We start from the raw sequence: 22,376 nt of genomic DNA, 5'->3' as shown, positions 1-22,376 counted from the left end.
ATCCGATTCGAATCGGGTTCTCAGTTCGAGTTCGGTTCCGGCGCGTGACCACGACGGAATTTTTTGAGCGTTCGATAAACCGGGAACAGTGCGTCCTCCAATCGTCCGGAAACGCCCGTCGGGCGGGAACAGACGATGACCGGAACGCCCGCGATTTTGGCGTAGGAGACCACGCGGTCGGGGGTACTGCCGAACACCCAGCGCTTCAGCAGGCGGGTTCGGGACGCGCCGATGACCAGCACGCTGTCGTGTTCCTCCGCTGCGGCAACTAATCCCTCGGCAACCGTGTCGGCTTGCGCTTCGTGCGTCTGCACCTGCGACACATCTCCGAGTTCCGACAGAGTTCCGTCGAGGTCTTCCGCCGTACCACCGTCGCGACTCGGCGTGACGTCGGCGACGTGAACATCGGAGCCGGTTCGCCCGAGTTCGTTGGCGAGCGAGACCGCCGCTTGGTGGTGTGGCCCGCCGCCGGTTCCGACCGTGATGCTGTCGAGGGTCGGTGATTCCTCGCCAAATCCGTCCACGAACAGCACGTCGCAGGGCGAGTCGTACTCGACCGCTTCCGCGACGTCCTCGTGTTCCTTGGGATAGCCCATCAGAATGAGGTCAACGTCGTCCGTCCGAGCGGTGTTCAGGATGTCGAACGAAACGCTCCGACAGATGTGGCCTTCGACGGTGTACTCCACGTCGAAGTTCGCCTCGCCGAGAGTGTCGAGCAACCGGTCTGCCCGCGCGTTTGCGATGTCGGTGACGTCGTCGCTCGATGTCTGCTCGGGAATCTGCGTGACGTTGACGACTTGAACGAGCGGGTTTTCTCCCCGCAGTGCGCCGATTCTTCCGGCGAGACGAACGTATTCCGATGCGTTGAACATTCGTTCGACCGGCACGAGAATACGGTATCTATCCTCGTCGGATTGCTCCACATCCTCCGCACCCGCTTTCCCGACGTCCGACTCCTCGCTGCCTACAGGCTTCGGTTCTCCGCCATTCGTCGTCGGGGAGCGGGCGGCGACGGTTCGAGTCATCATCTCGTCCACGTCGGGTGCACCGCCCCAGAGGAGGTACGCCCCGACGAGCGCCACCTCCACCGCGATTCCGACGACGATGCCGTGTGGCGGCAGGTTCGTGATGAGTGCAAGGTTCGCCAGTACACCGACTATCGGAAGCAACGGAACGAGCGGCACTTTCAGCGGCCGCTCTATCTCCGGAAAACGTCGCCGGGAGAGAATGAGTGCGACGTTGACGACCGCGAGCGGCGCGAGCAGATTCAGGTTCGCAAAACCAGTGAGCGCTTCCAAGCCGAGGTTAATCGGTGTGGCTCCACCTTCCGCCGGAAACAGCGCGATAAACGCCACGACGAGTGTGACGATGGTTCCGGTGCAGGCCACCACGCTCCAAAACGGCGTGCCGTACTCCAAGTGAATGCGCGAGAATCGCCGCGGTGCCTGTCCCTGTCTTCCCATCAGCGACCCTATTCCGCTGGCCGCGAGAATCGAGGCGTTCGAGGCGCTCACCATACTGAAGATGGCTCCAGCGACGATGAGCCACTTTCCGAAACTCCCGAGGAAATCGGCTGCGACCTTCCCCATCGCGGTCTCGCCCTGCTGTTGAATGATTTGCGGGTCGGTCGGCGAGTTCATCATCGCCACGATGACGAAGATGTAAAGCACGGTGACGGTCAGGATGCTCGCACCGATGGCTTTCGGCACCGTCTCTTTCGGATTGATGATTTCACCCGCGCTCGCTGCAATGGCCGAGAAGCCGAAAAACGTAATGAACGCGACGGCGGCGATGGAAATGATACCCGCCGGGCCGCCTTTTTCGAAGCCGCCGATGAACGTGTCCACCGTCGCGGACGGCGCTTGGTACGCGAGTGCGCCGCCGATAAACGCGAGCAGAACGGCGACTTTCGCTCCCGTAACGATCACCTGAAAGGTTCCGCTCTCCTCGGTACCGCGGGCGTTCAGCACGCCGAGCAGGATTGCGGTCGCCACCGCGACGGTGCCGTGTGGAATCGAGATGTCGTGCGGAATGATGAACTGGTGGAACCACTCGCCCATCGTGGCGAGGTAGAACGCGGTCGTCGCGGAGTAACCCAGAAACAGTGACGCACCGACCGCGAAGAGCAGTCGGTCGTCCTTGAACGTGCGCGACGAAAAGAGGTATCCACCGCCGTTTTCTGCGTAGATGGACGCGAACTCGGAGTAGGAAGCCGCAGTTACGCCCGCAATCGCCGCCGCGATGACGAACGAGATGACGGCGTTACTGCCGACTTGCGCAATGGCGGTTCCCGAGAGCGAGAAGATGCCCGCGGCAATCATCGTCCCTAATCCTATCGCGAACGCGACGCGAAATCCCAACGTTCGGGTGTGCTCTACCATATCCGGAATCGTACCGTACTGACCCCGAGAAACATTGGGGTTGAACTAGCAAGCATCCGTCCTCACCATCGGAACTCGATAGACGCTGCAATCGAATTCTTGGGCGTGCGATTCGAGTTCTCGACGGGCGACTGGACTCGCTCTGTCGCAAAAGAGAAATATCCTTACCTTACCGGTGGAAACACTCCAGCAAGAATGATACGGAGGGTAACGGATGCGCGTCATCATCGTCGGCGCTGGTGAGGTCGGCTCGTCCATCGCGCAAAGTCTCGCCGACTCCCACGAAGTGGTCGTCGTAGACCGGGATGAAGAGCGCGTGGACTCGCTTACGTACTCCATCGACGTGCTCGCAATCGAGGGCGACGGCACTTCACTCGCCACGCTCCAAGAGGCGGGTATCGACCAGGCCGATATGGTCATCGCCAGCACCGACGACGACGAGACGAATCTCGTCGTCTGCGGGACGGCGAAAACGATAGACGACCCGTTCACCATCGCGCGAGTAAAGAAAGTCGATTATCTAGACACGTGGGAGCATGCGGAGCAGGGCGCGTTCGGCGTCGATTTCATGGTCTGTACGAATCTGCTCACCGCGATGGACATCGTTCGCGTCATCGGCCTCCCCGCGGCGCGCGACGTAGACCCGTTCGCGGGCGGCGAAGTGCAGATGGCCGAGTTCGAAGTTCGGGCCGACAGTCCGGTAGCAAACCAGACGATTCGACAGGCAGACCGCTTCGACTCGCTCACGTTCGCCGCGATTATCCGAAACGGCGACGTGGACATTCCCGGCGGAGAAACCGTGATTCAGGCCGACGACAAGGTGGTCGTCATCGGCAGTCCCGAGAGCGTCCAGCAGTTCGCGCTCGAAGTCGCGCCCAACGAAACGCCGGACGCGGACAAGGAACTGGTCGTCATCGGCGGAAGTGAAATCGGTTTTCACACGGCTCGACTGCTCGAAGACCGGGATTTGCGCCCGCGACTCATCGAGCAAAACCAAGCGCGCGCTCGAAAGCTTGCCGAAGACCTTCCGAAAACCATGGTCATGGCGAGCGACGCGACCGACGCCGAGTTCCTCGCCCGCGAGCACGTGGACGAGGCGGACGTGGTCGTCGCCACCTTGGAGAACGACGAAAAGAACCTCCTCGTCTCCGTGCTGGCCAAGCAACTTGGCGCGGAACGCTCGATTGCAGTCGTCGAGGATGCCGAGTACGTCTCGCTGTTCGAGGCGGTCGGTATCGACGTGGCGATCAACCCCCGTGAGGTGACCGCCGAGGAAATCACGCGCTTCACCCGCGAAGACCGCGCCGAAAACATCGCGCTCATCGAAAACGACCGTGCGGAAGTACTCGAAATCGAAATCGATGCCGACAGCGTCCTCGCCGATCGACCCATCCACGAGGCGGTCGCCGACCTCCCATCCGGTGTCGTCATCGGAGCGATCACCCGGAACGGGAAGTTCGTCGTTCCGCGCGGTGATACGGTGATAAAGGAAAACGACCACATCGTGGTGTTCGTCGATACGGACGTTCTGAACGAAGTGAATGACGTGATATGAATCTGCGCGTCAATTGGCGGGCCAGCGTAAGTCTCGTCGGCTCCGTCGTCAAATGGCTCTCGGTACCGCTTCTGTTTCCGCTCCTCATCGCCGCCTACTACGGCGAGTTGGAGGCAATACGAACGTTTGTCACCACCATCGTCATCGCGCTGGTGGTGGGCGGTTCGCTCGAACGCCTCGAACCCGACCCCGACCTTGGCGCACGCGAAGGCTTCCTGATGGTTGCGCTGACGTGGGGGGCGGTCTCGATCGTCGGCGGCCTGCCGTACGTTATCGCTGGGAACCAAATCGTGCTCCCCGGGCAGTTTCCGTTCGTTAACATCGTTTCCGGTCCCTCGACGCTCGCAGACCCGGTCAACGCGCTGTTCGAGAGCATGAGCGGTTTCACGACGACGGGGGCGACCGTCATGGGCGACATCTCCTTCGAGACGCACAGCCGCGCGCTACTGATGTGGCGACAGCTGACCCAATGGCTCGGCGGGATGGGTATCGTCGTTCTCGCGGTTGCCATTCTCCCCAAACTATCAGTCGGCGGCGCACAGCTGATGGACGCGGAAGCGCCCGGCCCGGGTATTCAAAAACTCACGCCCCGCATTGCGGAAACCGCCCGCGCGCTCTGGAAAGCGTATCTCGGCATTACGGCGCTGGAAATCGTCCTGCTCTACGGGCTCCACCTCCTTGGCCCAGTCGTCGGACAACCGCTCGCACCCAACATGACGCTTTACAATGCCGTCGCGCACGGATTTACGACGATGGCGACCGGCGGCTTCTCGCCGGAGGCGAGAAGCATCGAAGCGTTTTCCGCGGTGGTACAGTGGGTTATCATTCCGTTCATGGTCGCAGCAGGGACGAACTTCGCGCTGTTCTGGCACGTCCTGAGTGGAAATCCGCGAACGCTCATCCGGGACGCAGAGTTCCGCTTTTATATCGGCGTGATGGCCGTCCTCTCCGCGATTCTGACCGCCCTGCTCTTTACGCATCAAGGGTTAGTGTTCATTCCCGGCGGCGAACCCGTCGCGGGCAACCTCGAATCGTCGCTCCGACACGCCGCCTTCCAACTCGTCTCTATCGTCACGACGACGGGATACGCGAGCATGGACTTCAACACGTGGAATAGTTCCGCGCAGTACCTTCTGCTCGCGGCGATGCTCATCGGCGGCAGTGCCGGTTCGACCGGCGGCGCCATCAAAATCGTCCGCTGGTACGTCATCCTGAAATCGCTCCGTCGGGAACTGTTCACGACGGTTCACCCCGAAGCGGTTCGACCGCTCCGCCTCGGCGGGCGGGCGGTTGACGAGCAGGCAGTACGCGGCATTTACGCCTTTACCCTGCTTTACCTCGTCATCTTCCTCGCCAGCACGCTCCTCCTCTTCCTCGACGCGGAGCGGGCGGGCGGGCCAAATCTGAACACCTTGGAGGCGTTGTCGGCGGTCGCCGCAACCCTCGGCAACGTCGGTCCGGGTTTCCAACTGCTCGGCCCGATGAACAGCTATCTGCCGTTTTCGGACATTTCCAAACTGCTGATGGTCGCGCTGATGTGGATTGGCCGACTCGAAATCCTCACCGTGCTGGTACTGTTGACGCCCGCCTACTGGCGGACGTAAGACTCCCGGCTTCCAGTTTTCACCGACAAAAACGAAACACAGCCGACTAAAAAACGGGTTGACCGACTAACCGAATAGTCGCTCACGGAGCGACCGTTCGTGTGCCTTTTCTGCGAGCAGAACCGAACAGTCCACTTCGTTCACCACGTCGAGCGCGAGCGACCCGCGGACGAGACGCGAAAGCAGCCCTTCTTCGGTCGCGCCGATGATGAGCATCGAACAGTCCCGTGCAGCTCGTTCGATTGCCGATTCTACATCGCCGTTCTCGACGATGAGGGTCGCGTCGTCCAACTCGTGTTCTTCGGCCCACTCGGAGAGGAACTGCTTTCCGTCTTCTTCTCCATCGTCGGCGACGTAGAGGAGCGACACCTCGGAGTCGTACTCCGCCCGAAGCATCCGCGCGATTGCGGCGCTCAGTGCGGAGTCGGGACCACCGGCGGTCGGAACGAGAACCTTGCTGGGGTCGAATCCGCGGTCACGGTAGACGACCACGTCGCAGGGCAGGTCGTTCGTGAGTTCGTCGATGGCGCTTTCCGCGCGTCCGGGCGACCCGTGGCTGTCCTTCCCCCAACCCATCACCATGAGGTCTGCATCGTGAGTTCGGGCCGCGTCGAAGATTTCCTCGAACGAGCGATGCGAGAGGATAGTGTGGGTTTCGACCGAAACGCCGAACGTTTCCGCGTCCTCGCGGGCGCTTTCGAGCAGTTCCTTGGATTCGGCGTCGAGCGTTTCCACGTGCTCGGCACCACTTGCGAGCGGCGTCTGGTCGGGTACCTGCACGATGTGGGTTGCGACGACGGTGCCGCCGCGTTGGCTCGCAACCGCGCTGGCGAGCGAAATCAGGTCTTTTTCGTTTTCCGGGTTCGCCAGCGGAACCATCACGCGGAAGTCGCCGCCGTCCGGTTTAACCGACGACGCCGCGGAAACGACGGGTTCCGGCATCTGGTCGGGATGATTGAGGATGTATTTGCTCAACACGCCTCGTTCGTCCGCTTCGTTACGTGCGTACACGAAGAACCACACGACGGCACCAGCCACGAACACGAGGGACAACCCGATTTCTATCGGAGCCATGAAGCCGACCAGACCCAACGAGAGAACTGCGCCGAGGGCTGGTGTAATCGGATACAGCGGCACTTTGAAATCCGGGTCGTATTCGGGTATCCCGCTCTCACGGAAGACGATTAACGCGACGTTCATCAGCGTATACACTATCAGGTGGAGAACGCTCGCCGCCTTTGCAAGAATGCCGAGGTCCTGACCCATCACTGCAATGAACACGATGATGATGACTCCGGTAACGAGTATCGAGCGGTACGGGGTGGCGAACTTCGGATGGATGTCGTTGAGCCAGTTAGTGACGATGCCATCACGCCCCATTGCGAAGTTAATTCGCGCCGACGCGAGAATTGAGGCGTTCGCGGAGGATGCGGTTGCGAGAAGTGCGCCCAGCGTCATCGTGGTCACGGCGATACCCGCGAAACCGCCGGGGAATGCGACTTCGGCTGCCTGTGCGACGGGTGCGCTCTGGCTCAGGTCGGCCCACGGCACTACGCCGAGCATGATGGTCACGAGGATGGCGTAGATAACAGTCACGATGGCAACACTTCCGAGAACTGCCCGAGGTAGATTTTTGCCGGGATTTTTCAACTCCTCCGCAACGGTGGCGATTTTGGCGTAGCCGAGGAAGGAAACGAACACGAGCGCGGTGCCCGGCAGGATTTGGTCGTATCCTTTCGGTGCTAGTCCGCCGTCACCGGTGAGCGTCGCGTAGTCGAACGATAGCCAGCCAGCGACGGAGAACGCGGCAAGAATCGACAGCAAAATCAGCACAATGACTGTCTGAATTCCACCTGTTTCTTTCGCTCCAATGTAGTTGACGGTGACGAACACGATGCCAGCAAGTAGCGCCCCCATTTGAATCTCGGTTAGGAAAGGTACTGCTGGAAGCGACGCTAGCGTCGTGAGATACTGTCCGAAGCCGATGCAATAGAATGCCGACGCGAACGCCAGTCCCATCCAGTCACCCATCCCGGCGATAGAACCAAAAAGTGGCCCGAGCGCCCGATTAACGTAGTAGTAACCACCACCCGCTTTCGGCATCGCTGTTCCAAGTTCGGAGACGGACAGTGCATTAATCATCGCGATGAGGCCGCCAGCGATAAACGAGACGACGACTGCCGGACCAGCGGCGCGTGCGGCGATTCCCGGTAACACAAAGATACCTGCACCAATCATCGTTCCGATACCAATCGTCAGTGCAGAGAGCAGTCCGAGGTCTTTGGCGAGTTCCTCGTCCGCCATCAGTCGTCCCCCTCGTCCGGAAGAATGAGAACGGGTCTGTTCGTCTTCGTGGCGAGCGAAAGCGCCACGTCCCCGGTGAGGAGTTTCATCCACCGACTGCCGCCGCGAGGCGTGAACGCGATTGCGGTGGCATCGACTTCATCGGCGGATTCGAAGATGGCGTCCGCCACGTCGGTTCCGTACGCGATTTTCGTCTCGACCGGAATTCCAAGGGAATCACAGCGTTTCGTGACGATTTCGAAAATCTCGTTTGCCTGTTCTTCGCGCTGTTCGACCGATGCCTTGTCGGGGGCACCGCCCGCCTTTTCGATGACGTGCAGGGCGACAACCCGGCCACCCGCCGACCCGATTCGCCCCAGTGCGGCATCTCAGGTCGATTTGGCGTCCTTCTCGCTGGCGACCGGGAGGACAACGCGGTCGAACAGGGTCATGTGACGTACCACCCGGTGTCGATTACTTGTCGAGTGTGCCGTCGAATCGCATCCGTCCACCGTTCTCTGTCAGAGGTATCTCTAATGGCGTGTCTGTGCGTCATATGGCGCAGTAATTGCGTCCGATATTCATAACAGCTACGAAAATCGCGGCAGTTCGTTACACCTCGACCGCCCAAATCGTCGTTGATTTTGGACATTCGTACACCGTTTGGAGCGCTCGCTCCACGAATTGTGCAATTCTGTTCACGTCGGCCTTCGCGCTGATTCGAACGTTCGTCCCCTCCGCTTCCTCCGGACTCTCTAACTGCTCGATTTTGAACGCCGGAAACTCGCGCAGGAGGGTTTTGAGTCGGTCGAGCTCCTCGTCGGTGCAGTCGAGGTTGAGCGTCCGATCGCCGAACTGTATCCACGGCGGGGCCTCCTGTGACTCCGCGTCTTCGTCCGGTTCGTCGCCGGATTCTTCCTCCGGAACGTATTCGACCAGTAGCGTGCAGAACGGACTGCCGCGCTCGCGGTGGGCGGTGATGGCATCCACCACGAGTTTTCGCCGCTCCGTCGGCGTGTCGGCGCTGAATCTGCTCATACCGGGAATTCGCGGCCCGCCACCAAAAACCCGGCCGCTCGGACGGTTTCTTTAAGCCTTTATGCGATGGCGATGGAGGTGTGAATATGAACCCGAACATCCTGATTCTGGGTGCGCCCGGTGCCGGAAAAGGAACTCAGAGCGCGCGAATCTCCGATGAGTTCGACGTCGAGCACGTCACGACAGGCGACGCGCTCCGCGCGAACAAACACATGGAAACGGAGCACGGAACGCCCGCGAGTTTCATGGACGCCGGCGAACTCGTCCCCGACCCCGTGGTGAACGAAATCGTCAACGCCGCGCTCTCGGAGGCAGACGGGTACGTCCTCGACGGCTACCCGCGAAACCTCTCGCAGGCGGAATATCTGGACGACATCACCGACCTCGACGTCGTTCTCTACCTCGACGTGGACGAGGAGGAACTCGTCCACCGACTGACGGGCCGACGACTCGACCCCGAAACGGGCGACATCTACCACGTGAAGTACAACCCTCCGGAGGACGAGAAAGTCGAAGCGCGACTCGAACAGCGCGATGACGACGACGAGGAGACGGTTCGAGAACGACTGCGTGTCTACCGCGAGAACACCGAACCCGTCATCGAACATTACGAGGAAACGGGCGAACTCGTCCGAATCGACGGCGAACAGACCCCGGACGAAGTGTGGAACGACATTCGGGAAACGGTCGAAAGCGAAGCGTAATCGTTCGGCTGTTCGAACATTCGATTACTCGAACGACAGTTCTTTTTCGCGTGGCGTCGGCGATTCCGTTTCGAGGAGTGTGTCCAGCCGTTGCTCGAACTCGCTTTCGCCGATTTCGCCGTTGGCGTAGCGTTTTCGCAACGTTTCGAGTGCGTCTCGTTCGCGTTCATCCGCGTTGGTGGCATCGTTTCCGGAGTCCCGCAACTGATTCGCTATCCACGCGATGAACGCGAGGACGACGCCCGCGATGAGGGCTTCCGGTGCCAAGGCGCCCGTGATTGCGACGAGGGGAACGAGAAAGACGAGGAAGACGCAGAACGTCGCCGTCCGCCAGAAGTCATCTTCGGGAAGCAGTTCGTCCAAGCTACCGCTCATGTTGTACAGTTCATGTGAGCGTGGCAAAAGGTTTTGGTTGCTAATGATTCGGTTTTCTGGTTGTGGAGGCTATCAGAAATCATCGGCTCGAAAATGTTGTTGTGTCCAAGACTAACGGAGACAACAACAGGTCCTACCGACAATTCACGACTCCAATCAGACCGCCACCGCAAGCCTCACCCTCCCCAACCGATTCCTTCGTCACACCGGAAGAGCGAAGCTCTTCCGTGCTCTCGTTCGCTCCGCTGTCGCTCACGAGAACTCCGTTCCTCAGTCATCCCTCGCGCGGGCGACCTGACGGTCGCCTTCGCGCGCCACATGGTCAATGTGGGATTCCGTGAATTTTCGCAAGCATTCTGGCGCGTGCGTCAGTAGACCGAGGCGTTCACCGCCGAGGGTCTGCTGGGTTCGCGCGAGGGATGACCGAGGAACACAGTGACGAGGGAGTCGGTTGGGGAGGTGTGTGGGTGGGTGCGAGGCGGTGCGGTTACATTGGAGTCGGAACTCCCTAACGGTTCCCTGTTTTTCCTCTATCAATCAGTTACGTAGCTGGTATCCTACTCCTCACCGCCAAAACCACAACTCCCGGTCTCGTCGCGTCGATGGCGAAGGTTGATTAACGACGGATTCCAAATCCGACGTAATGGCACGGACAGCGCAGAAAGTGGAATCGCTTATCGCCGAGGATTCGGCGATGGCCGACGCACTCTCGGTCGTCTACGAACGAACCGACGAGGGGTCGGACGAGGTCGAGTGGGGCGACGTGAGCGACGACATCACGAGCGGCCAGTGGGGTCGCATGATAGAGAAGGGAATCCTCGTGGACGGGATTCACGGATTCGAACTCGCCAACCCCGACGCGGTCGAGAGCGCGCTCGACGGTTCGACGGGTACTACTGCCGCTACATCGTCCGCCGACGTGGACGACGTGGATGGCACGACGTGGTCGAAGTGGGACAAACTCGCGGCAGTGGCCAGCATCGGCCTGTTCGCGGGCTACTCCATCAAATCGGTTCGCGGCGTCGTCGGCGGTGCCGTGGACGTGTTCATCGGCCCCGTCGAATCGGCGCTCCCCTTCTACGTCGTCATCATGATTCTCGCCATGCTGACGGGGCTGTACTCCACGCTCCTGCAGGACAACCTGATGAACATGGAGAAGATGGGCGCGTACCAACAGCGGATGAAGGACATCCAAAAGCGCCAGAAGGAAGCCCGCGAGAAGGGCGACGAGCAGGAGATGGAGCGCATCCGCGAGGAGCAGATGGATGCGATGGGCGACCAGATGGGCATGTTCAAAGAGCAGTTCCGCCCGATGGTCTGGACGATGTTCCTGACCATCCCCGTCTTCCTCTGGATGTACTGGCGAATCGGTACGGATACGGGTGCTGTCGTCCCGCAGAAAATTATCATTCCGATGGCGGGCGGCCCGATTGAATGGCAACACGGCGTCATCGGCCCGATGCAGGCGTGGATCGTCTGGTACTTCCTCTGTTCGATGGCGTTCACGCAGCTCATCCGCAAGGCACTGAACATCCAGACGACGCCGACGTAAGTTCAAAACCTCTTTCTTGGTGCCCGTTCGAGAGGGAATATGCTACTGACAGTCTCCGGCCCACCGGGGAGCGGAAAGAGTACGACCGCCGAGGGACTCGCCGAGATTTTCGGATTGGGACACGTGAGCGGCGGCGACATCTTCCGCGAACTCGCCGCGGAGCGCGATTTGACGCCGCTCGAGTTCAACAAACTCGCCGAGGAAGACGGGGAAATCGACCGAGATTTGGACAGGCGACTCCGCGAAATCGCCGTCGAACGCGACGACCTCGTCCTCGAATCCCGGCTCGCGGGCTGGCTCGCCGGGGAACACGCCGATTTCCGAATTTGGCTGGATGCACCCCTTGACGTTCGGGCGGCCCGCATCGCCGACCGCGAAGAAAAGACGGTGAAACAGGCCGCGACGGAAACCCGCGCCCGTGCGGGCAGTGAGGCCCAACGGTACGAAGAGTACTACAGCATCGACATCACTGACCTCACCATCTACGACCTGAGCGTCAACACGGCGCGGTGGAACCCCGAGAACGTTCTCGACATGCTGACGACCGCCGTCGAGGATTACGACCCGGAAGCCGACGAGGGCAAGTATCCAATTACCGGCGTCTCATACGATTTCTGATGACGCTCCGCGGCCCACCTGACGAGCGTTCGCCCCAGGAACTGCTCGAATTCGGCGTCATCAACCTCGACAAATCGCCCGGCCCGTCGGCCCACCAAGTCGCCGCGTGGGTTCGCGACCTCTGTGGAGTCGAGCAGGCGGCCCACGCGGGTACCCTCGACCCCAAAGTTACGGGCTGTCTGCCGATTCTGACCGGCACGGCGACCCGCCTTTCGCAGGTGTTTCTCGAAGGGTCGAAAGAGTACGTCTCCGTGCTGGAGATTCACGACGAACCGCCGGGCGACATCGAGTCCATCGTTTCCGAGTTCGAAGCGCCGCTGTACCAGAAACCGCCGCGGAAAAGCGCCGTCTCGCGCAGACTTCGCGTCCGAGAGATTTACGAGTTGGACGTGCTCGAAGTCCGCGACAGGCAAGTGCTCCTGCGGATTCGCTGTGAGAGCGGTACCTACATAAGAAAGCTCTGTCACGACCTCGGACTCGCGCTCGGAACCGGCGCGCACATGGGACACCTCCGCAGAACCGGAACCGACCCCTTCGACGACACCGACCTCGCGACGCTTCACGACCTCTCGGACGCCCTCGGTCGCTGGCGCGAAGACGGAACCGACGACTGGTTGCGCGAAATCGTCCACCCGGCGGAACGTGCACTGACGCACCTTCCGGCGGTCACCATCGCCCCGAACGCGGCGGAACAGGTCGCAAACGGCGCGCCGGTGTACGCCCCCGGCGTCATCGACGCGGAGGATGCGGAGCGCGATCAACTCGTCGCCTGTTTCACGCCGAGCGGTTCAGCGGTCTGTCTCGGAAAGATGGTCGGCGATGCGGATGCGGACGACGGCGAAGTCGTCGCGCTGGAACGCGTGTTGGTCTGATTTCCTGCTTCTCCCATTCCCCCTGTCTTCGCCGGTCAATTTCACCCTATCATTAAATCAAAATATCATCATGAATATTCAAATTTCACTGATAAACGCTGTCTCACTCCTTCAAAAGCGATCTATCTACGTATCTTTTTTATTATGGTATGAATCGTCGGACATTCCTCGCCGGATTCCCCGCCGTGGTGACGACGATTATCGGGTGTTTCAGCGTCGGTGCCCTCACCGCGGCGACGACCGAACACCGAATCCCGCCGATTGCGAGGGGAAATCTCGGGACGTACGACCCGGGAATGACGCTCAGATCCGTGGGAATCGGACGACCCAACGGCGATACCCCACATCACACGGTGAGCACCTGGAACGCGGGAATCCGGTTTCGAACCGCCGTGGTCGTGGTCACCGACCGGGAAACGGGCGAGGTGGTTCTCGACAGTACGTTCGAGTTCCCGACCGATTCGGTGGTGGCCATCGCGTTCCACGAACCGTCCGTGTATGACCTGTCGATTCGAGTGTGGGATACCGGTGCGGAGGATTCGCTTTTCGTCCCGTCGAAACTGTTCGACTGTAATCGGTCTCAAACACGGGTTGGAATGTTCGATTACGGAGCGATTCGTTCGAGTCTATCGACGCGGACGCTGTGCAGAGGTTCTCGGGAACGTTGCAAACGAAACCAGCGTCGAACTGTTCTTCGGAACTAACGAGAGTCGTCACGATTCGGTTTCGTCGCCACTGCCGCTACGCGCGATTTTTTACTACTTGCCGAACATCTCCCGGTATGAACCTCGGCACCGCTGAATCCGCCCCCGGCGAACTCGTTACCGGGTGGTTCGACGTAACCGATCTTCCGACGGGAACCCCGGAACGACTCCCCGTTCTCATCGCTGAGGGGGAAGAAGACGGCCCGACACTCTGGATTACGGCGTCGATTCACGGCAACGAAGTAACCGCTCTCGCCGTGGCACAGGACGTGATGAAAGAGAACCTCGAATCGAAGATTCGTGGAACAGTCGTCTGCCTTCCCACCCTGAATCCGGCCGGTTTGCGCCAAACGTCCCGCGCTTCGTACTACCACGACGACGACCCGAATCGGTACTTCCCCGACCCGGGCGCCGACGGTTCGCGCCCCCCGCGCGTACAGGAACTCATCGACGGGCGGATTTTCGATGCCTTCGAGGAGTCCGCCGACGCGCTCGTCGACCTCCACACCGCACAGGTCGGGTCGATTCCGTTCGTGATTCGGGACAGGGTTCTCTACGGAAGCGAGCGAACCGAATCGGAAGCAAACCAGCTTGCGGACGAACTGGAGCGACTCGTGGACGCCTACGATTTCCCGGTCGTCAACGAGTACGCCGCCGAGGAGTACGTCGAGCAGAACCTCCAGCGTTCGACTGCGGGGTGGGCGCTGAACAACGCCGGAATTCCAGCCTTCACAGTCGAACTCGGCGGGTTCGAAGTCGTCGAGGAGGATACCAGCGAGAAGGGCGTTATCGGCCTGATGAACGTCATGCGCGAACTCGACATGCTCCCCGGCGATCCCGAACCGACCGATCTCTCCGCTCCCGTCGATTTTCCGGTCAAGCGCGCGGTTCATCCGCACACCGACACGGCGGGAATCGTCCGCCACCGCGTCGAAGCGGGCGACACCTTCGAGAAGGGCGACGTCATCGCGGACATCGTAACGCCGCACGGCGATTCGAAGACAAGGGTGGAAAGCGACCACGACGGCTACGTGGTCGGACGCTATCACGGCGTTTCGGCCTACGAGAACGACCCCGTGACGAGCCTCGCGGTTCGCGACGACGGCGACCTCGTCGTCACGCGCGACCAAGAGTGAAACGAAGGGCTTAACTCACGCACTCGCCATTTCCGAAATGCCGCGGGACCGTGGGGTAGTGGTATCCTCTGCGGATGGGGTCCGTAGGACTCGAGTTCGACTCTCGACGGTCCCACTTTTGCGAAACGAAATGGGAGTACGAAAGGCGAGCGAAGCGAGTTTTCGGCCTTCACGCCGGGGCAACGTCGTTCGCGTCGGCATCGAGGACGCCTACTGGAAATATCCTCACCGAGACGAAGTGATTCAGAAGAATTTGGTGGTTATCGAACTCGCCGTGGAGTTCGCGGAGATGCTCGGTCGGTCATCACCGACCCCGACGAAGCGCGGCCGTTCCTCGGCATGGAGTACACGTCGCCGCGCTAAGGTCGAATCAGTGCCGGTACAATTCCTCCAACTCACCTAATAGCTTCATCTGATTTTCCGGACGTTGCTGATGTCCAACCCGTCGCCCTGAATCTCGATTTCGAACTGAATGATGTTCTCGTCTTCGATGCGCGAGAGGACGCCCCGGAACTCGCGGACGAACATGGTTCGGGCGCGCTCGTTGCCGCCGCGTTCCCACTCGAAACTGATGGTTCCGTCCGTCGCACCCATCAGTTCGCCCATCTGCGTGTCCGTCAGACTCTCTTGGTCTACGAGGACGAGAATCAGCCCGCCCCACGATTGAGACGCTTTCTTCATTCCTTTCAACAGCATGGAATTTTCGTGCCAGTCCGCCTGTTCGTCGGGCAGGGAGATGAGATCGGTGAGCGAGTCGATGATTACGAGATTATTCGAAGCGTGTTTGGTGAGATAGTCTCCTAGTGCTTCGAGAATGTCCCGGCGACCGTGGCTCCCTCCGAGGTCGGTGATAGTTCTACGCTTTTCGACGTACCAGTCGTGGGGAATCGGACTCAACTGAAAATACTCGCTCGAGAGGTCTTCGAACTCCATCGCTTCGGACGCAGGCGTCGCCAGTTTCTCGTCGATGGCGTGCGTGACTTCGGCGTAGATTTCCGAGGCACTAGCGGTAAACGAGACGTAGTGAATCTCCTCGGGGAGGCTCGCACAGGAGTCCACTGCTCCGTAGTGAAGGTCGAACTGGTCGGTGTTGGCGTGGCCGAGGGCGTTTATCGTCGCACTGGTGTACGCGAACTCGCGCGCGCCCGCCCCGGCGTCGCCTGCCAGCAGGACGACGCTTCCCGGTGGGGCGCCGCCGCCGATGAGCGAGTCGAACTGCGAGACGCCGAACGGGATTCGGTTCATGTCGGTGACACTCTTCCCTACCGCTTACCGTTTATGCTCGCACCCGTGTTTCTCGGACGAGCGATTCGCACCTCGCCGCCGACTCCCGCGGAATCGAGCGCCGCCTGCGCCGCCTCAATCGCAGCGTCGCCCTCGTTTCGCGTCGTCACGCCGTACACCGCCGGTCCCCACGAGGACTGGCCTGCGCCGAAAATCGACGAGGACTCTTCCATGTCGGTCACGAGTTCGCCGACCGGCGGGCGGTAGACGCCCCCTTGTTCGTCGGCGTACCACGCGCCGTTCAACCGCCCGATTTCGGCGATTCCGGCGCCGAACGTCTCCGGATCGTCTTCCACGATTGCCGGAAGCACCCGACGCAGGAGCATCACCGAAATATCGTCCGAAATTGCGGGGTCTGCTCGCTCGACCACCGTTCGTATGCTTTCGTCCTCGCCGTCGCCGTTTCGTCCCGGTTTCGCTTCGGGGAGCACGACCACGAATCGCCACTCTTCGGGAATCGTGTGCCGGGCTACGACGGGTGGGACGGCCCACTCGCCGCGAGAGGGTCGGTCGGTGGTGAACCGTTCGGTGGGGTGGCCCGCATCGACCACGAATCCTCCCCGTTCGAACGTCGAAACGCCCACGCCGCTTCTCCCGCCCCGGTCGAGCGTAGGCGCGTCGTCGCGGATTTCGGGTCGGCGATCGTACGCCCGCGCAGTCGCGGCGAGGACGGTGAGCGCGAGTTGGGTTCCGCTTCCGAGTCCAACGTGGCTCGGGAGGGTCTCGTGAACGCGAAGCTCTACGCCCGGAACGTCCAACATATCCGTCGCACGGCGAGCGTACTCACGCGCGCGAGAATCGTCACAGCGTACTTCGCCCGCGGGGAGGGCTTCGACCGAGACGGTCGGCGATTCGAGTGCGACTCCGAGACCGCCGTACAGTCGCTCGTAGGCGAGCGAGAGGTTTTGAAATCCGAAGTGGAGTCGCGCGCCGACCGTCACCCGTACCATACGTACTGGTCAGCGGAGGGAAAAAAGCCGATTTCGGCAGTGGCAAATTACCGCGGTATCCGGGCTTCCCCTTTCTCCATATGGTTCAACACGAACTCCGCGGCCCGTTTCGCACCGTTTTCGTGACTGGGCGATTCCGGCGGGTGGCGTACCGCGCGGGCGACGTGCGGAATCGAGTGCTCGACTTGGAATCCGCGAAGGCCGCGGCGCTCGATGACCCGCGAAACGCCGTGTTGTTCGTCGGTGAAAGGGTAGATAATACACGGCGTTCCGCCCACAGCGGCCTCCATCACGGTGGAGTAGCCCGAACAGACGACCACGTCGGCCGACTGAATCCACGGCAGAAGCGACGCGGCACACTCCCAACTGTCGTCGCCGACGAGCGTAACGGTGTGTCCCTCTTCCCGAAGCGTGCGCGCGAGTTCGTCGAAGTTCGTGGAGTACGTGCTGGGGACGATGAGGACGCCGACGTCGTCCGGTGCCTCCGCGCCGTTCGGTTCGAGTGCGATGGGAGGGATGTGGACAACGCCCGGCGGGTCGCCCCTGTCCGGCGGCCAGACTGCGGGATACAGAAACGCGTGAGCTACCGAGAGTTGGTATCGGTTGAGCAACCACGTAAACGCCTGTTCGACCGCCGCGTCGTAGTAGGACGCGGCGTTGTGCGTGAGCACGTACAGCGGCGTGTCGGTGAGTTGGGCGGCCATCGCGGCGAACATGTCGTCAGTGATGAGCGCGGCGGGGTCTTCCCGACGGAGCCATCGGGCGAAATCGAACACTCGTTTCGCGCTGTCCGGAACGCTCCGCGTGAGGACGTTGAAGATTGAGCCGCCCTGATAATCGCCGATGTAATCGACTGTTGCGGGGTGGTAGGCCTCGTACCCGTTGTATTCGATGAACTGCGACCCGGGACCTCCACCGGCAAGGACGACATCGGTTTCCGGTCCTTCCAGTGCTTGTGCCACGGCGAGCATCCGGGTTGCGTGACCAGCACCCTCCGGATAGTGCGCGACGGCGACGGTCCGACTCATGGATGACTGTCTACGGTGCCGCGGCAAGTATATTTGGATTTTATGCTTGATGTGAATCAATAGTAGACAGCATTTAAAACGAGATTCGATACGGTGCGAGTGCGCCAGCGGGGGGTGAATCGAGTGGACGGTCTTTCGCCGAAAGACGACGGTGAACTCAAGCGCAGTCGATGACGAGGATATCGCTGGCACCGCGCTGGAACTCGAACGGGACGGATTCGATTTCGACGCCGTGTCCGTCTTCCATCAGTGTATCGAGAATCTCGTCCAGCCGCGGATACGGCGTTCCTTCGAAGTCCGCAAGCGGGTAGACGCGAACTTCCTCTTCGGTGACGCGGGCAAGTTCGCGCAGGGATTCGACGTGGAATTCGTAGCTGAGTCGGTCGGCGTACAAGAACAGCAAGTGCGCCGAGAGTGTGAGGGTGAACTTGTCGTCCTCGAAGGGAAGGGTCGGGAGTTTTGCGGGGACGTACCGACCGGAGGTAAGTCCCGCGGAGTAGTCATCGAGGAACGTTTCGTAGGCGTTTGTCCAGTGGTCTCGAACGCCGTTCACGTCGCCGTAGAAATCCCACTCGAACAGGTCCTCGACGCCGTCGAATCCGTCGAGAGCCATCTCGATATCGACCTCACCGCGTTCGTCAAGGTCGACGTAGTCAGACTGGTACATCACGTCCGCGCCGACTGCGGAGATGCCGCGTTTGGTCGCCTCGGCGACGAACGCACAGGCTCCCGACGGACAGTCGAGAATCGTGGCGTCGTGGAGTTCGTCGAGGTCGAGGTCGAACATACGCACGTACTCTTCGAGCGTGCGACCGATGAAGGCCACATCCTCTATTTCGTAGGTTTCGTGGGCCGTTTCGAGTTTAGAATTTTCATCTCCGACGCTCATATATTCATAAATAAGTTTACAGACGATAAACTTACGGATACTGTTATGTAGTGTAATTTACTAGTAACTAGGTGAGTGTTTTAGAGCGATTGACGCGGTATAACCGTCTCAGTCTGGTATTTTCCTAGAGTCTATTAAATCACACCCAAATTATTTAAATAGATAATAGTAAACTACTTAATATCTGTGCGGGACGTATTTTTCATGTCTCAGACAGTAACAGCAGATGCGAAAGTAAAAGGCGATTCTCTCTCTTCGATCGTTGAGGGTGTTTCTCGATTATCGGGTGCGTATCGAAAGCGCGTTATCGACGTCCTCGACAGTCACGGGATTCCGGAACCACGACCCGGTGAGTGGTACTCCCTCGAAGATACTATCAACGCACTCGACGATCTCGTGGACGCAATCGGCCCGCAAACCGTCAAAACTATCGGCAAGGAGATTCCGGAAACCGTCGAGTGGCCACCAACGATCGACGACGTCGAAGCGGCCCTGACCTCACTCGACGACGTGTATCAGATGCACCACGAGGGCGACGTTGGTCATTACAAGTTCGAGGAAACCGGCGAAACCAGCGGACGCATGGTGTGTGAAACGCCCTACCCGACGTCGATGGATCGAGGAATCGTCGAAGGAATCGTCAAGAAATTCAACAACAGCGGCGCGTTCGTTCAGGTCGAAGAGGACGAAACGGCGAGCGAACGAACCTTCGAAGTCTCGTGGTAGAAACGACGGATTCGTGCAGAAGCGGCTTTTAGAAGCGTTTTGACGGACTGATTTCCCCGAAAGCTACCATTTTTGTCCCACCTTACTCCTCGATTCGCGTCGGTGTCTGTACATGAAACTCCATCCGTGGGCAGTACCGAACTCGCGTTTCTCGTTTCGGTTCGGGGAGACCGACAGCTTCGAAGAATGACTCCGCGCTCACCTCGGCGGTCGCGGGATACAGGTACCACGGGTCGTGTTCGATTTCGGTCGTGCGTCCTGCCTGCGGGACGAATAAACGATAGCGTTCCGCGAGAAAGTCTTCGAGCGTTCCAGGTTCCGGGGTGCTTGCAGACCCTTCGGGTTCGTAGGTCGCTTCGAACTCGACCGGGGGCGCGCCACGCTGAATACGCCGGCTTCGAACTCGGTGGAGCGACCCGGATTCCGTAACGATGTCCGCGTAGTAGTACGGTAGTCGATACAGTGACCGAGCAACGCGAACCGCGAGTCGACTGCCGGTATCGAGGCTCAAAAAATAGACGCCCGGCGTGCGGCCGAGGCGAACGTAGGTTCGGAAGTTGACCTGCGGAAACGTCATTCCCAACATTGCTGGTACCCCCGGCGGCCTGGCGTTTTCGATGGTGGAGACGAGGATGCTAACCCACGCCTGTCCTTCATGGGTGTCGAGAGCCAGCGAATCCGGAACAGCGGTTCGGAGCGTCCCGCGTTCGACCGGCCAGTGGACGAACAGGCAGTCCCGCCACGTGAACTGGAGCGCGCGCATGGCGTTACGACCGCACGACGCGCCAGCAGTCGGAACGGCAGAACGCGACGTTGGCCGACGTGCCGACGACGAACAGTAGCGATAGCGCCTGATGCGAACCGGTGTCAGCCACGGTAAATCCGAGGCGTGAGAGCGTCCCAGAGGCGACTGCATCCGCGAAGGGCATCGTCGCCGCGAACAGGGCGGCTATCGCGAATGCCTGCACGGCACGATTGTCGGGAAGTAGTATGACGTTTCGAGCCGTTTTCGTCTGCATTACCCGTGCCGAGAATGTCACAATAAATTAGTTTTATGGCCGGGAACCGACGACGTAATAAGATGGAGTTGAAAATTAATAACTATGCCACGTCTGTCTCGAATCGGACTCCTCGGATTCCTCTCGCTCGTCGTGCTGTCGGGCTTTGCGGTGTCAGCGGGGTTGGACAAGGTGCTTGCTATCGCGTGGGTCGCGTTCGCCGCGATGGCGGGGGCCGCCGCGCTCGGTTCGCGTCCGGGCGAGTCCACGCACGCGAGAAAGCTCGTCTGGGCGTTCGGGCTGGCCAGCGGCGCGATGATAACCAGTGCCGCCGTCTTCCTCGTTCCTAACGCAATCGGCCATCACCCCCAGTTCGGCGGGTTCGGTATCGCCTTCGGTATTCTGACCGGGTTCGGCGCGCACACCGTCGGCCATCGGCTGATGCACTTAGACGTTCCCTTCGACCACGCAGCGCTCGAACTAACTGCACACTCGCTCACCGCCGGGGCGATCATCGGACTCGTGTACGGCAACATGCCGAGCCTCGGTCTCCTCCTCGGACTCGCCATCGTCTCGCACAAAGGCCCGGCGGGCTACGTCGCGGCCCATCGACTCCGGCGCGCGGGCAAACCCGTCTCGATTCTCCTCCTTCCCGCGGCGGGCGTCGGCATCACCGCCATCCTCTCGGCGCTCCTCAACGTTCCGTCCAGCGACGCGGCCAACGGCATCGTCTTCGGCTTTGCGGCGGGTGTCTTCCTCCACGTCGCGATGGATTTCCTCCCGCGCTGCGAACTCGGCGGCGAGGTGTACGAGGTCGCACAGCTCTCCGACGATGCGCATCACCTGCTCGACAAACTCAGAACCCACGCCGTCGCCAGCACCACGCTCGGCGGCGTGGTCGTCTTCGTCTTTTGGTTGACCATCGCACAGCCGTAATTCGAACCTGCGCGACGATCAGAGTTCTCAGTTCGAATCCGGATTCTCCAACTCCCGGAGATAGTCCGGCAAAAACGCGTGGAGGGAGTCGATTATTCTCTGGTCGCCGACGTGCATTCCCTCGCAGTGTTCGCCCGCCTCCCGCCCCGGATGCACTTCGTCGTCACACTCGCGTCTTGGGATACGTCCGAGGAAAGGTCACCCGATTCCGCCTTCGTCCTCCGGCGGCGTTTCGATTCGAACTCCCGGAATCTGGCTGGCCTCCACGCCGACCAATCCGCTCGGACACCGAACGACGTTTTCGATGATGAACGGCGTCCCGATTTCGACCGGCGAGTCACGGCGTTCGACGTAGAGGTCGCGGCGAACGAGTTTTTCGGCTCGTACTCGTCTATCCGTCCCAAGCAATCTGGCTGTGTCCCGATTTCGCCACTCCACCACGATGCCCTGAAACACGTCCACGTTCGCGGGCGGCCACGGGTCGTCGAAGCCACACCCGCCGACGGGCGGGACGTTCGCGTCGGGTTCAGACGTCTCCGTGACGAGTATGATACGGTTCAAATACGCGTCCGACAGCTGGTCGGTGTTTTCGAACACCATCCTGCGATTTCGCCGATTCGTTCCCTGGGTCGTTCCGTGTGCGGTACCAGCGAGTCCGATCGTTCCCGCCGTCAGTTCGAGAAATCGCCGCCTGTCGAATTCATGCATGATTTTCCCGAACCAACGCACGGTACGAGCGACCC

At 60.4% G+C, this 22,376-nt stretch carries 23 protein-coding genes, 1 tRNA gene and 1 pseudogene; 12 read left to right on the top strand and 13 right to left on the bottom strand.

Translation table 11 applies throughout. From position 1 onward, the window contains the following. Positions 1–20: 20 nt before the first annotated feature. Positions 21–2,381, bottom strand: a complete 2,361-nt coding sequence (locus LIX15_RS02990; protein WP_227776029.1) for an amino acid permease — start codon at positions 2,379–2,381, stop codon at positions 21–23. 214 nt (positions 2,382–2,595) lie between these two features. Between LIX15_RS02990 and trkA the strand changes: the two genes are divergently transcribed. Both trkA and LIX15_RS02980 read left to right on the top strand, forming a co-directional pair. Continuing rightward, entirely contained in the window at positions 2,596–3,936 is a 1,341-nt protein-coding gene (gene trkA / locus LIX15_RS02985) for a Trk system potassium transporter TrkA (protein ID WP_227776028.1), read from the top strand. Continuing rightward, complete coding sequence (locus LIX15_RS02980) at positions 3,933–5,540, top strand: TrkH family potassium uptake protein (protein WP_227776027.1); 1,608 nt, start codon at positions 3,933–3,935, stop codon at positions 5,538–5,540. Before trkA ends, LIX15_RS02980 begins: the two co-directional genes overlap by 4 nt. 66 nt (positions 5,541–5,606) lie before the next feature. Here LIX15_RS02980 and LIX15_RS02975 read toward each other — a convergent pair whose 3' ends face one another. The 3 genes and pseudogenes from LIX15_RS02975 to LIX15_RS02965 all read right to left on the bottom strand — a co-directional run bounded on the left by LIX15_RS02975 (position 5,607) and on the right by LIX15_RS02965 (position 8,861). Then, positions 5,607–7,844 carry an amino acid permease gene (locus LIX15_RS02975; RefSeq protein WP_227776026.1) on the bottom strand — a complete coding sequence of 746 codons (2,238 nt, stop codon included), beginning with the start codon at positions 7,842–7,844 and terminating at the stop codon, positions 5,607–5,609. Next, positions 7,844–8,275, bottom strand: a pseudogene (locus LIX15_RS02970) (universal stress protein). The gene LIX15_RS02975 and the pseudogene LIX15_RS02970 overlap by 1 nt, the downstream one beginning before the upstream one ends. Before the next feature lie 160 nt (positions 8,276–8,435). Further along, complete coding sequence (locus LIX15_RS02965) at positions 8,436–8,861, bottom strand: DUF7975 family protein (RefSeq protein ID WP_227776025.1); 426 nt, start codon at positions 8,859–8,861, stop codon at positions 8,436–8,438. A gap of 86 nt (positions 8,862–8,947) precedes the next feature. On the opposite strand from LIX15_RS02965, the gene LIX15_RS02960 reads away from it, so the two are divergent. Then, the gene (locus LIX15_RS02960) at positions 8,948–9,565 is read left to right on the top strand and encodes an adenylate kinase (protein ID WP_227776024.1); all 618 of its coding nucleotides are present in this window, start codon (positions 8,948–8,950) and stop codon (positions 9,563–9,565) included. Between the two features lie 24 nt (positions 9,566–9,589). Here the strand turns inward: LIX15_RS02960 and LIX15_RS02955 are convergent, their stop codons facing one another. Continuing rightward, complete coding sequence (locus LIX15_RS02955; protein ID WP_227776023.1) at positions 9,590–9,940, bottom strand: SHOCT domain-containing protein; 351 nt, start codon at positions 9,938–9,940, stop codon at positions 9,590–9,592. A 643-nt stretch (positions 9,941–10,583) separates the two neighbouring features. On the opposite strand from LIX15_RS02955, the gene LIX15_RS02950 reads away from it, so the two are divergent. The 7 genes from LIX15_RS02950 (at position 10,584) to LIX15_RS02920 (ending at position 15,225) form a co-directional block, all read left to right on the top strand. After that, positions 10,584–11,492 (top strand): DUF106 domain-containing protein, encoded by a 909-nt coding sequence (locus tag LIX15_RS02950; protein WP_227776022.1) that lies wholly within the window; start codon positions 10,584–10,586, stop codon positions 11,490–11,492. A 39-nt stretch (positions 11,493–11,531) separates the two neighbouring features. After that, the gene (cmk, locus tag LIX15_RS02945) at positions 11,532–12,110 is read left to right on the top strand and encodes a (d)CMP kinase (protein ID WP_227776021.1); all 579 of its coding nucleotides are present in this window, start codon (positions 11,532–11,534) and stop codon (positions 12,108–12,110) included. After that, on the top strand, positions 12,110–12,982 hold the full coding sequence (locus tag LIX15_RS02940; RefSeq protein ID WP_227776020.1) for an RNA-guided pseudouridylation complex pseudouridine synthase subunit Cbf5: 873 nt from the start codon (positions 12,110–12,112) through the stop codon (positions 12,980–12,982). The genes cmk and LIX15_RS02940 overlap by 1 nt, the downstream gene beginning before the upstream one ends. 149 nt (positions 12,983–13,131) lie before the next feature. After that, positions 13,132–13,686, top strand: a complete 555-nt coding sequence (locus tag LIX15_RS02935; protein ID WP_227776019.1) for a hypothetical protein — start codon at positions 13,132–13,134, stop codon at positions 13,684–13,686. A 77-nt stretch (positions 13,687–13,763) separates the two neighbouring features. Continuing rightward, positions 13,764–14,822, top strand: a complete 1,059-nt coding sequence (locus tag LIX15_RS02930) for a succinylglutamate desuccinylase/aspartoacylase family protein (RefSeq protein ID WP_227776018.1) — start codon at positions 13,764–13,766, stop codon at positions 14,820–14,822. A 44-nt stretch (positions 14,823–14,866) separates the two neighbouring features. Next, positions 14,867–14,937, top strand: a tRNA-Pro gene (locus LIX15_RS02925). A gap of 15 nt (positions 14,938–14,952) precedes the next feature. Then, positions 14,953–15,225, top strand: a complete 273-nt coding sequence (locus tag LIX15_RS02920; protein ID WP_227776017.1) for a hypothetical protein — start codon at positions 14,953–14,955, stop codon at positions 15,223–15,225. Positions 15,226–15,230: 5 nt separating this feature from the next. Here the strand turns inward: LIX15_RS02920 and LIX15_RS02915 are convergent, their stop codons facing one another. The 4 genes from LIX15_RS02915 to LIX15_RS02900 all read right to left on the bottom strand — a co-directional run bounded on the left by LIX15_RS02915 (position 15,231) and on the right by LIX15_RS02900 (position 18,973). Continuing rightward, positions 15,231–16,067: an RAD55 family ATPase gene (locus LIX15_RS02915; protein WP_227776016.1), complete on the bottom strand. Its 837-nt coding sequence runs from the start codon at positions 16,065–16,067 to the stop codon at positions 15,231–15,233. 17 nt (positions 16,068–16,084) lie between these two features. Further along, positions 16,085–17,056, bottom strand: a complete 972-nt coding sequence (locus tag LIX15_RS02910; RefSeq protein WP_227776015.1) for a beta-ribofuranosylaminobenzene 5'-phosphate synthase family protein — start codon at positions 17,054–17,056, stop codon at positions 16,085–16,087. Positions 17,057–17,103: 47 nt separating this feature from the next. Further along, positions 17,104–18,084, bottom strand: coding sequence for a glycosyltransferase (locus LIX15_RS02905; RefSeq protein WP_227776014.1), 981 nt, complete (start codon positions 18,082–18,084; stop codon positions 17,104–17,106). A 157-nt stretch (positions 18,085–18,241) separates the two neighbouring features. Next, positions 18,242–18,973 (bottom strand): hypothetical protein, encoded by a 732-nt coding sequence (locus tag LIX15_RS02900; RefSeq protein WP_227776013.1) that lies wholly within the window; start codon positions 18,971–18,973, stop codon positions 18,242–18,244. A gap of 204 nt (positions 18,974–19,177) precedes the next feature. Between LIX15_RS02900 and LIX15_RS02895 the strand changes: the two genes are divergently transcribed. Further along, entirely contained in the window at positions 19,178–19,699 is a 522-nt protein-coding gene (locus LIX15_RS02895) for a hypothetical protein (protein ID WP_227776012.1), read from the top strand. An 82-nt stretch (positions 19,700–19,781) separates the two neighbouring features. On the opposite strand, the gene LIX15_RS02890 is transcribed toward LIX15_RS02895, so the two are convergent. Beyond that, positions 19,782–20,462, bottom strand: a complete 681-nt coding sequence (locus tag LIX15_RS02890; protein WP_227776011.1) for a YqjF family protein — start codon at positions 20,460–20,462, stop codon at positions 19,782–19,784. Between the two features lie 4 nt (positions 20,463–20,466). Beyond that, on the bottom strand, positions 20,467–20,718 hold the full coding sequence (locus LIX15_RS02885; protein ID WP_227776010.1) for a hypothetical protein: 252 nt from the start codon (positions 20,716–20,718) through the stop codon (positions 20,467–20,469). An 84-nt stretch (positions 20,719–20,802) separates the two neighbouring features. Between LIX15_RS02885 and LIX15_RS02880 the strand changes: the two genes are divergently transcribed. Beyond that, entirely contained in the window at positions 20,803–21,633 is an 831-nt protein-coding gene (locus LIX15_RS02880; protein WP_227776009.1) for a ZIP family metal transporter, read from the top strand. A gap of 27 nt (positions 21,634–21,660) precedes the next feature. Here the strand turns inward: LIX15_RS02880 and LIX15_RS32685 are convergent, their stop codons facing one another. Together LIX15_RS32685 and LIX15_RS02875 are read right to left on the bottom strand one after the other, a co-directional pair. Beyond that, positions 21,661–21,789 (bottom strand): hypothetical protein, encoded by a 129-nt coding sequence (locus LIX15_RS32685; protein ID WP_265338401.1) that lies wholly within the window; start codon positions 21,787–21,789, stop codon positions 21,661–21,663. A 42-nt stretch (positions 21,790–21,831) separates the two neighbouring features. Next, a complete protein-coding gene (locus tag LIX15_RS02875; RefSeq protein WP_227776008.1) occupies positions 21,832–22,341 on the bottom strand; it encodes a hypothetical protein in 510 nt (169 codons plus the stop codon). Between the last annotated feature and the right edge of the window lie 35 nt (positions 22,342–22,376).

Origin of the sequence: Haladaptatus pallidirubidus, assembly GCF_020700235.1 — an archaeon.
GTDB lineage: Archaea > Halobacteriota > Halobacteria > Halobacteriales > Haladaptataceae > Haladaptatus > Haladaptatus pallidirubidus.
Note: the sequence above shows the minus strand (reverse complement) of the source record. Positions and strands in the feature narration are given on the sequence as shown.

What these genes read in the sequence shown, in the direction of transcription:
- LIX15_RS02990 (WP_227776029.1), bottom strand. Translation starts at nt 2,381, where the DNA reads ATGGTAGAGCACACCCGAACGTTGGGATTTCGCGTCGCGTTCGCGATA.
- trkA (WP_227776028.1), top strand. Translation starts at nt 2,596, where the DNA reads ATGCGCGTCATCATCGTCGGCGCTGGTGAGGTCGGCTCGTCCATCGCG.
- LIX15_RS02980 (WP_227776027.1), top strand. Translation starts at nt 3,933, where the DNA reads ATGAATCTGCGCGTCAATTGGCGGGCCAGCGTAAGTCTCGTCGGCTCC.
- LIX15_RS02975 (WP_227776026.1), bottom strand. Translation starts at nt 7,844, where the DNA reads ATGGCGGACGAGGAACTCGCCAAAGACCTCGGACTGCTCTCTGCACTG.
- LIX15_RS02965 (WP_227776025.1), bottom strand. Translation starts at nt 8,861, where the DNA reads ATGAGCAGATTCAGCGCCGACACGCCGACGGAGCGGCGAAAACTCGTG.
- LIX15_RS02960 (WP_227776024.1), top strand. Translation starts at nt 8,948, where the DNA reads ATGAACCCGAACATCCTGATTCTGGGTGCGCCCGGTGCCGGAAAAGGA.
- LIX15_RS02955 (WP_227776023.1), bottom strand. Translation starts at nt 9,940, where the DNA reads ATGAGCGGTAGCTTGGACGAACTGCTTCCCGAAGATGACTTCTGGCGG.
- LIX15_RS02950 (WP_227776022.1), top strand. Translation starts at nt 10,584, where the DNA reads ATGGCACGGACAGCGCAGAAAGTGGAATCGCTTATCGCCGAGGATTCG.
- cmk (WP_227776021.1), top strand. Translation starts at nt 11,532, where the DNA reads ATGCTACTGACAGTCTCCGGCCCACCGGGGAGCGGAAAGAGTACGACC.
- LIX15_RS02940 (WP_227776020.1), top strand. Translation starts at nt 12,110, where the DNA reads ATGACGCTCCGCGGCCCACCTGACGAGCGTTCGCCCCAGGAACTGCTC.
- LIX15_RS02935 (WP_227776019.1), top strand. Translation starts at nt 13,132, where the DNA reads ATGAATCGTCGGACATTCCTCGCCGGATTCCCCGCCGTGGTGACGACG.
- LIX15_RS02930 (WP_227776018.1), top strand. Translation starts at nt 13,764, where the DNA reads ATGAACCTCGGCACCGCTGAATCCGCCCCCGGCGAACTCGTTACCGGG.
- LIX15_RS02920 (WP_227776017.1), top strand. Translation starts at nt 14,953, where the DNA reads ATGGGAGTACGAAAGGCGAGCGAAGCGAGTTTTCGGCCTTCACGCCGG.
- LIX15_RS02915 (WP_227776016.1), bottom strand. Translation starts at nt 16,067, where the DNA reads ATGAACCGAATCCCGTTCGGCGTCTCGCAGTTCGACTCGCTCATCGGC.
- LIX15_RS02910 (WP_227776015.1), bottom strand. Translation starts at nt 17,056, where the DNA reads ATGGTACGGGTGACGGTCGGCGCGCGACTCCACTTCGGATTTCAAAAC.
- LIX15_RS02905 (WP_227776014.1), bottom strand. Translation starts at nt 18,084, where the DNA reads ATGAGTCGGACCGTCGCCGTCGCGCACTATCCGGAGGGTGCTGGTCAC.
- LIX15_RS02900 (WP_227776013.1), bottom strand. Translation starts at nt 18,973, where the DNA reads ATGAGCGTCGGAGATGAAAATTCTAAACTCGAAACGGCCCACGAAACC.
- LIX15_RS02895 (WP_227776012.1), top strand. Translation starts at nt 19,178, where the DNA reads ATGTCTCAGACAGTAACAGCAGATGCGAAAGTAAAAGGCGATTCTCTC.
- LIX15_RS02890 (WP_227776011.1), bottom strand. Translation starts at nt 20,462, where the DNA reads ATGCGCGCGCTCCAGTTCACGTGGCGGGACTGCCTGTTCGTCCACTGG.
- LIX15_RS02885 (WP_227776010.1), bottom strand. Translation starts at nt 20,718, where the DNA reads ATGCAGACGAAAACGGCTCGAAACGTCATACTACTTCCCGACAATCGT.
- LIX15_RS02880 (WP_227776009.1), top strand. Translation starts at nt 20,803, where the DNA reads ATGCCACGTCTGTCTCGAATCGGACTCCTCGGATTCCTCTCGCTCGTC.
- LIX15_RS02875 (WP_227776008.1), bottom strand. Translation starts at nt 22,341, where the DNA reads ATGCATGAATTCGACAGGCGGCGATTTCTCGAACTGACGGCGGGAACG.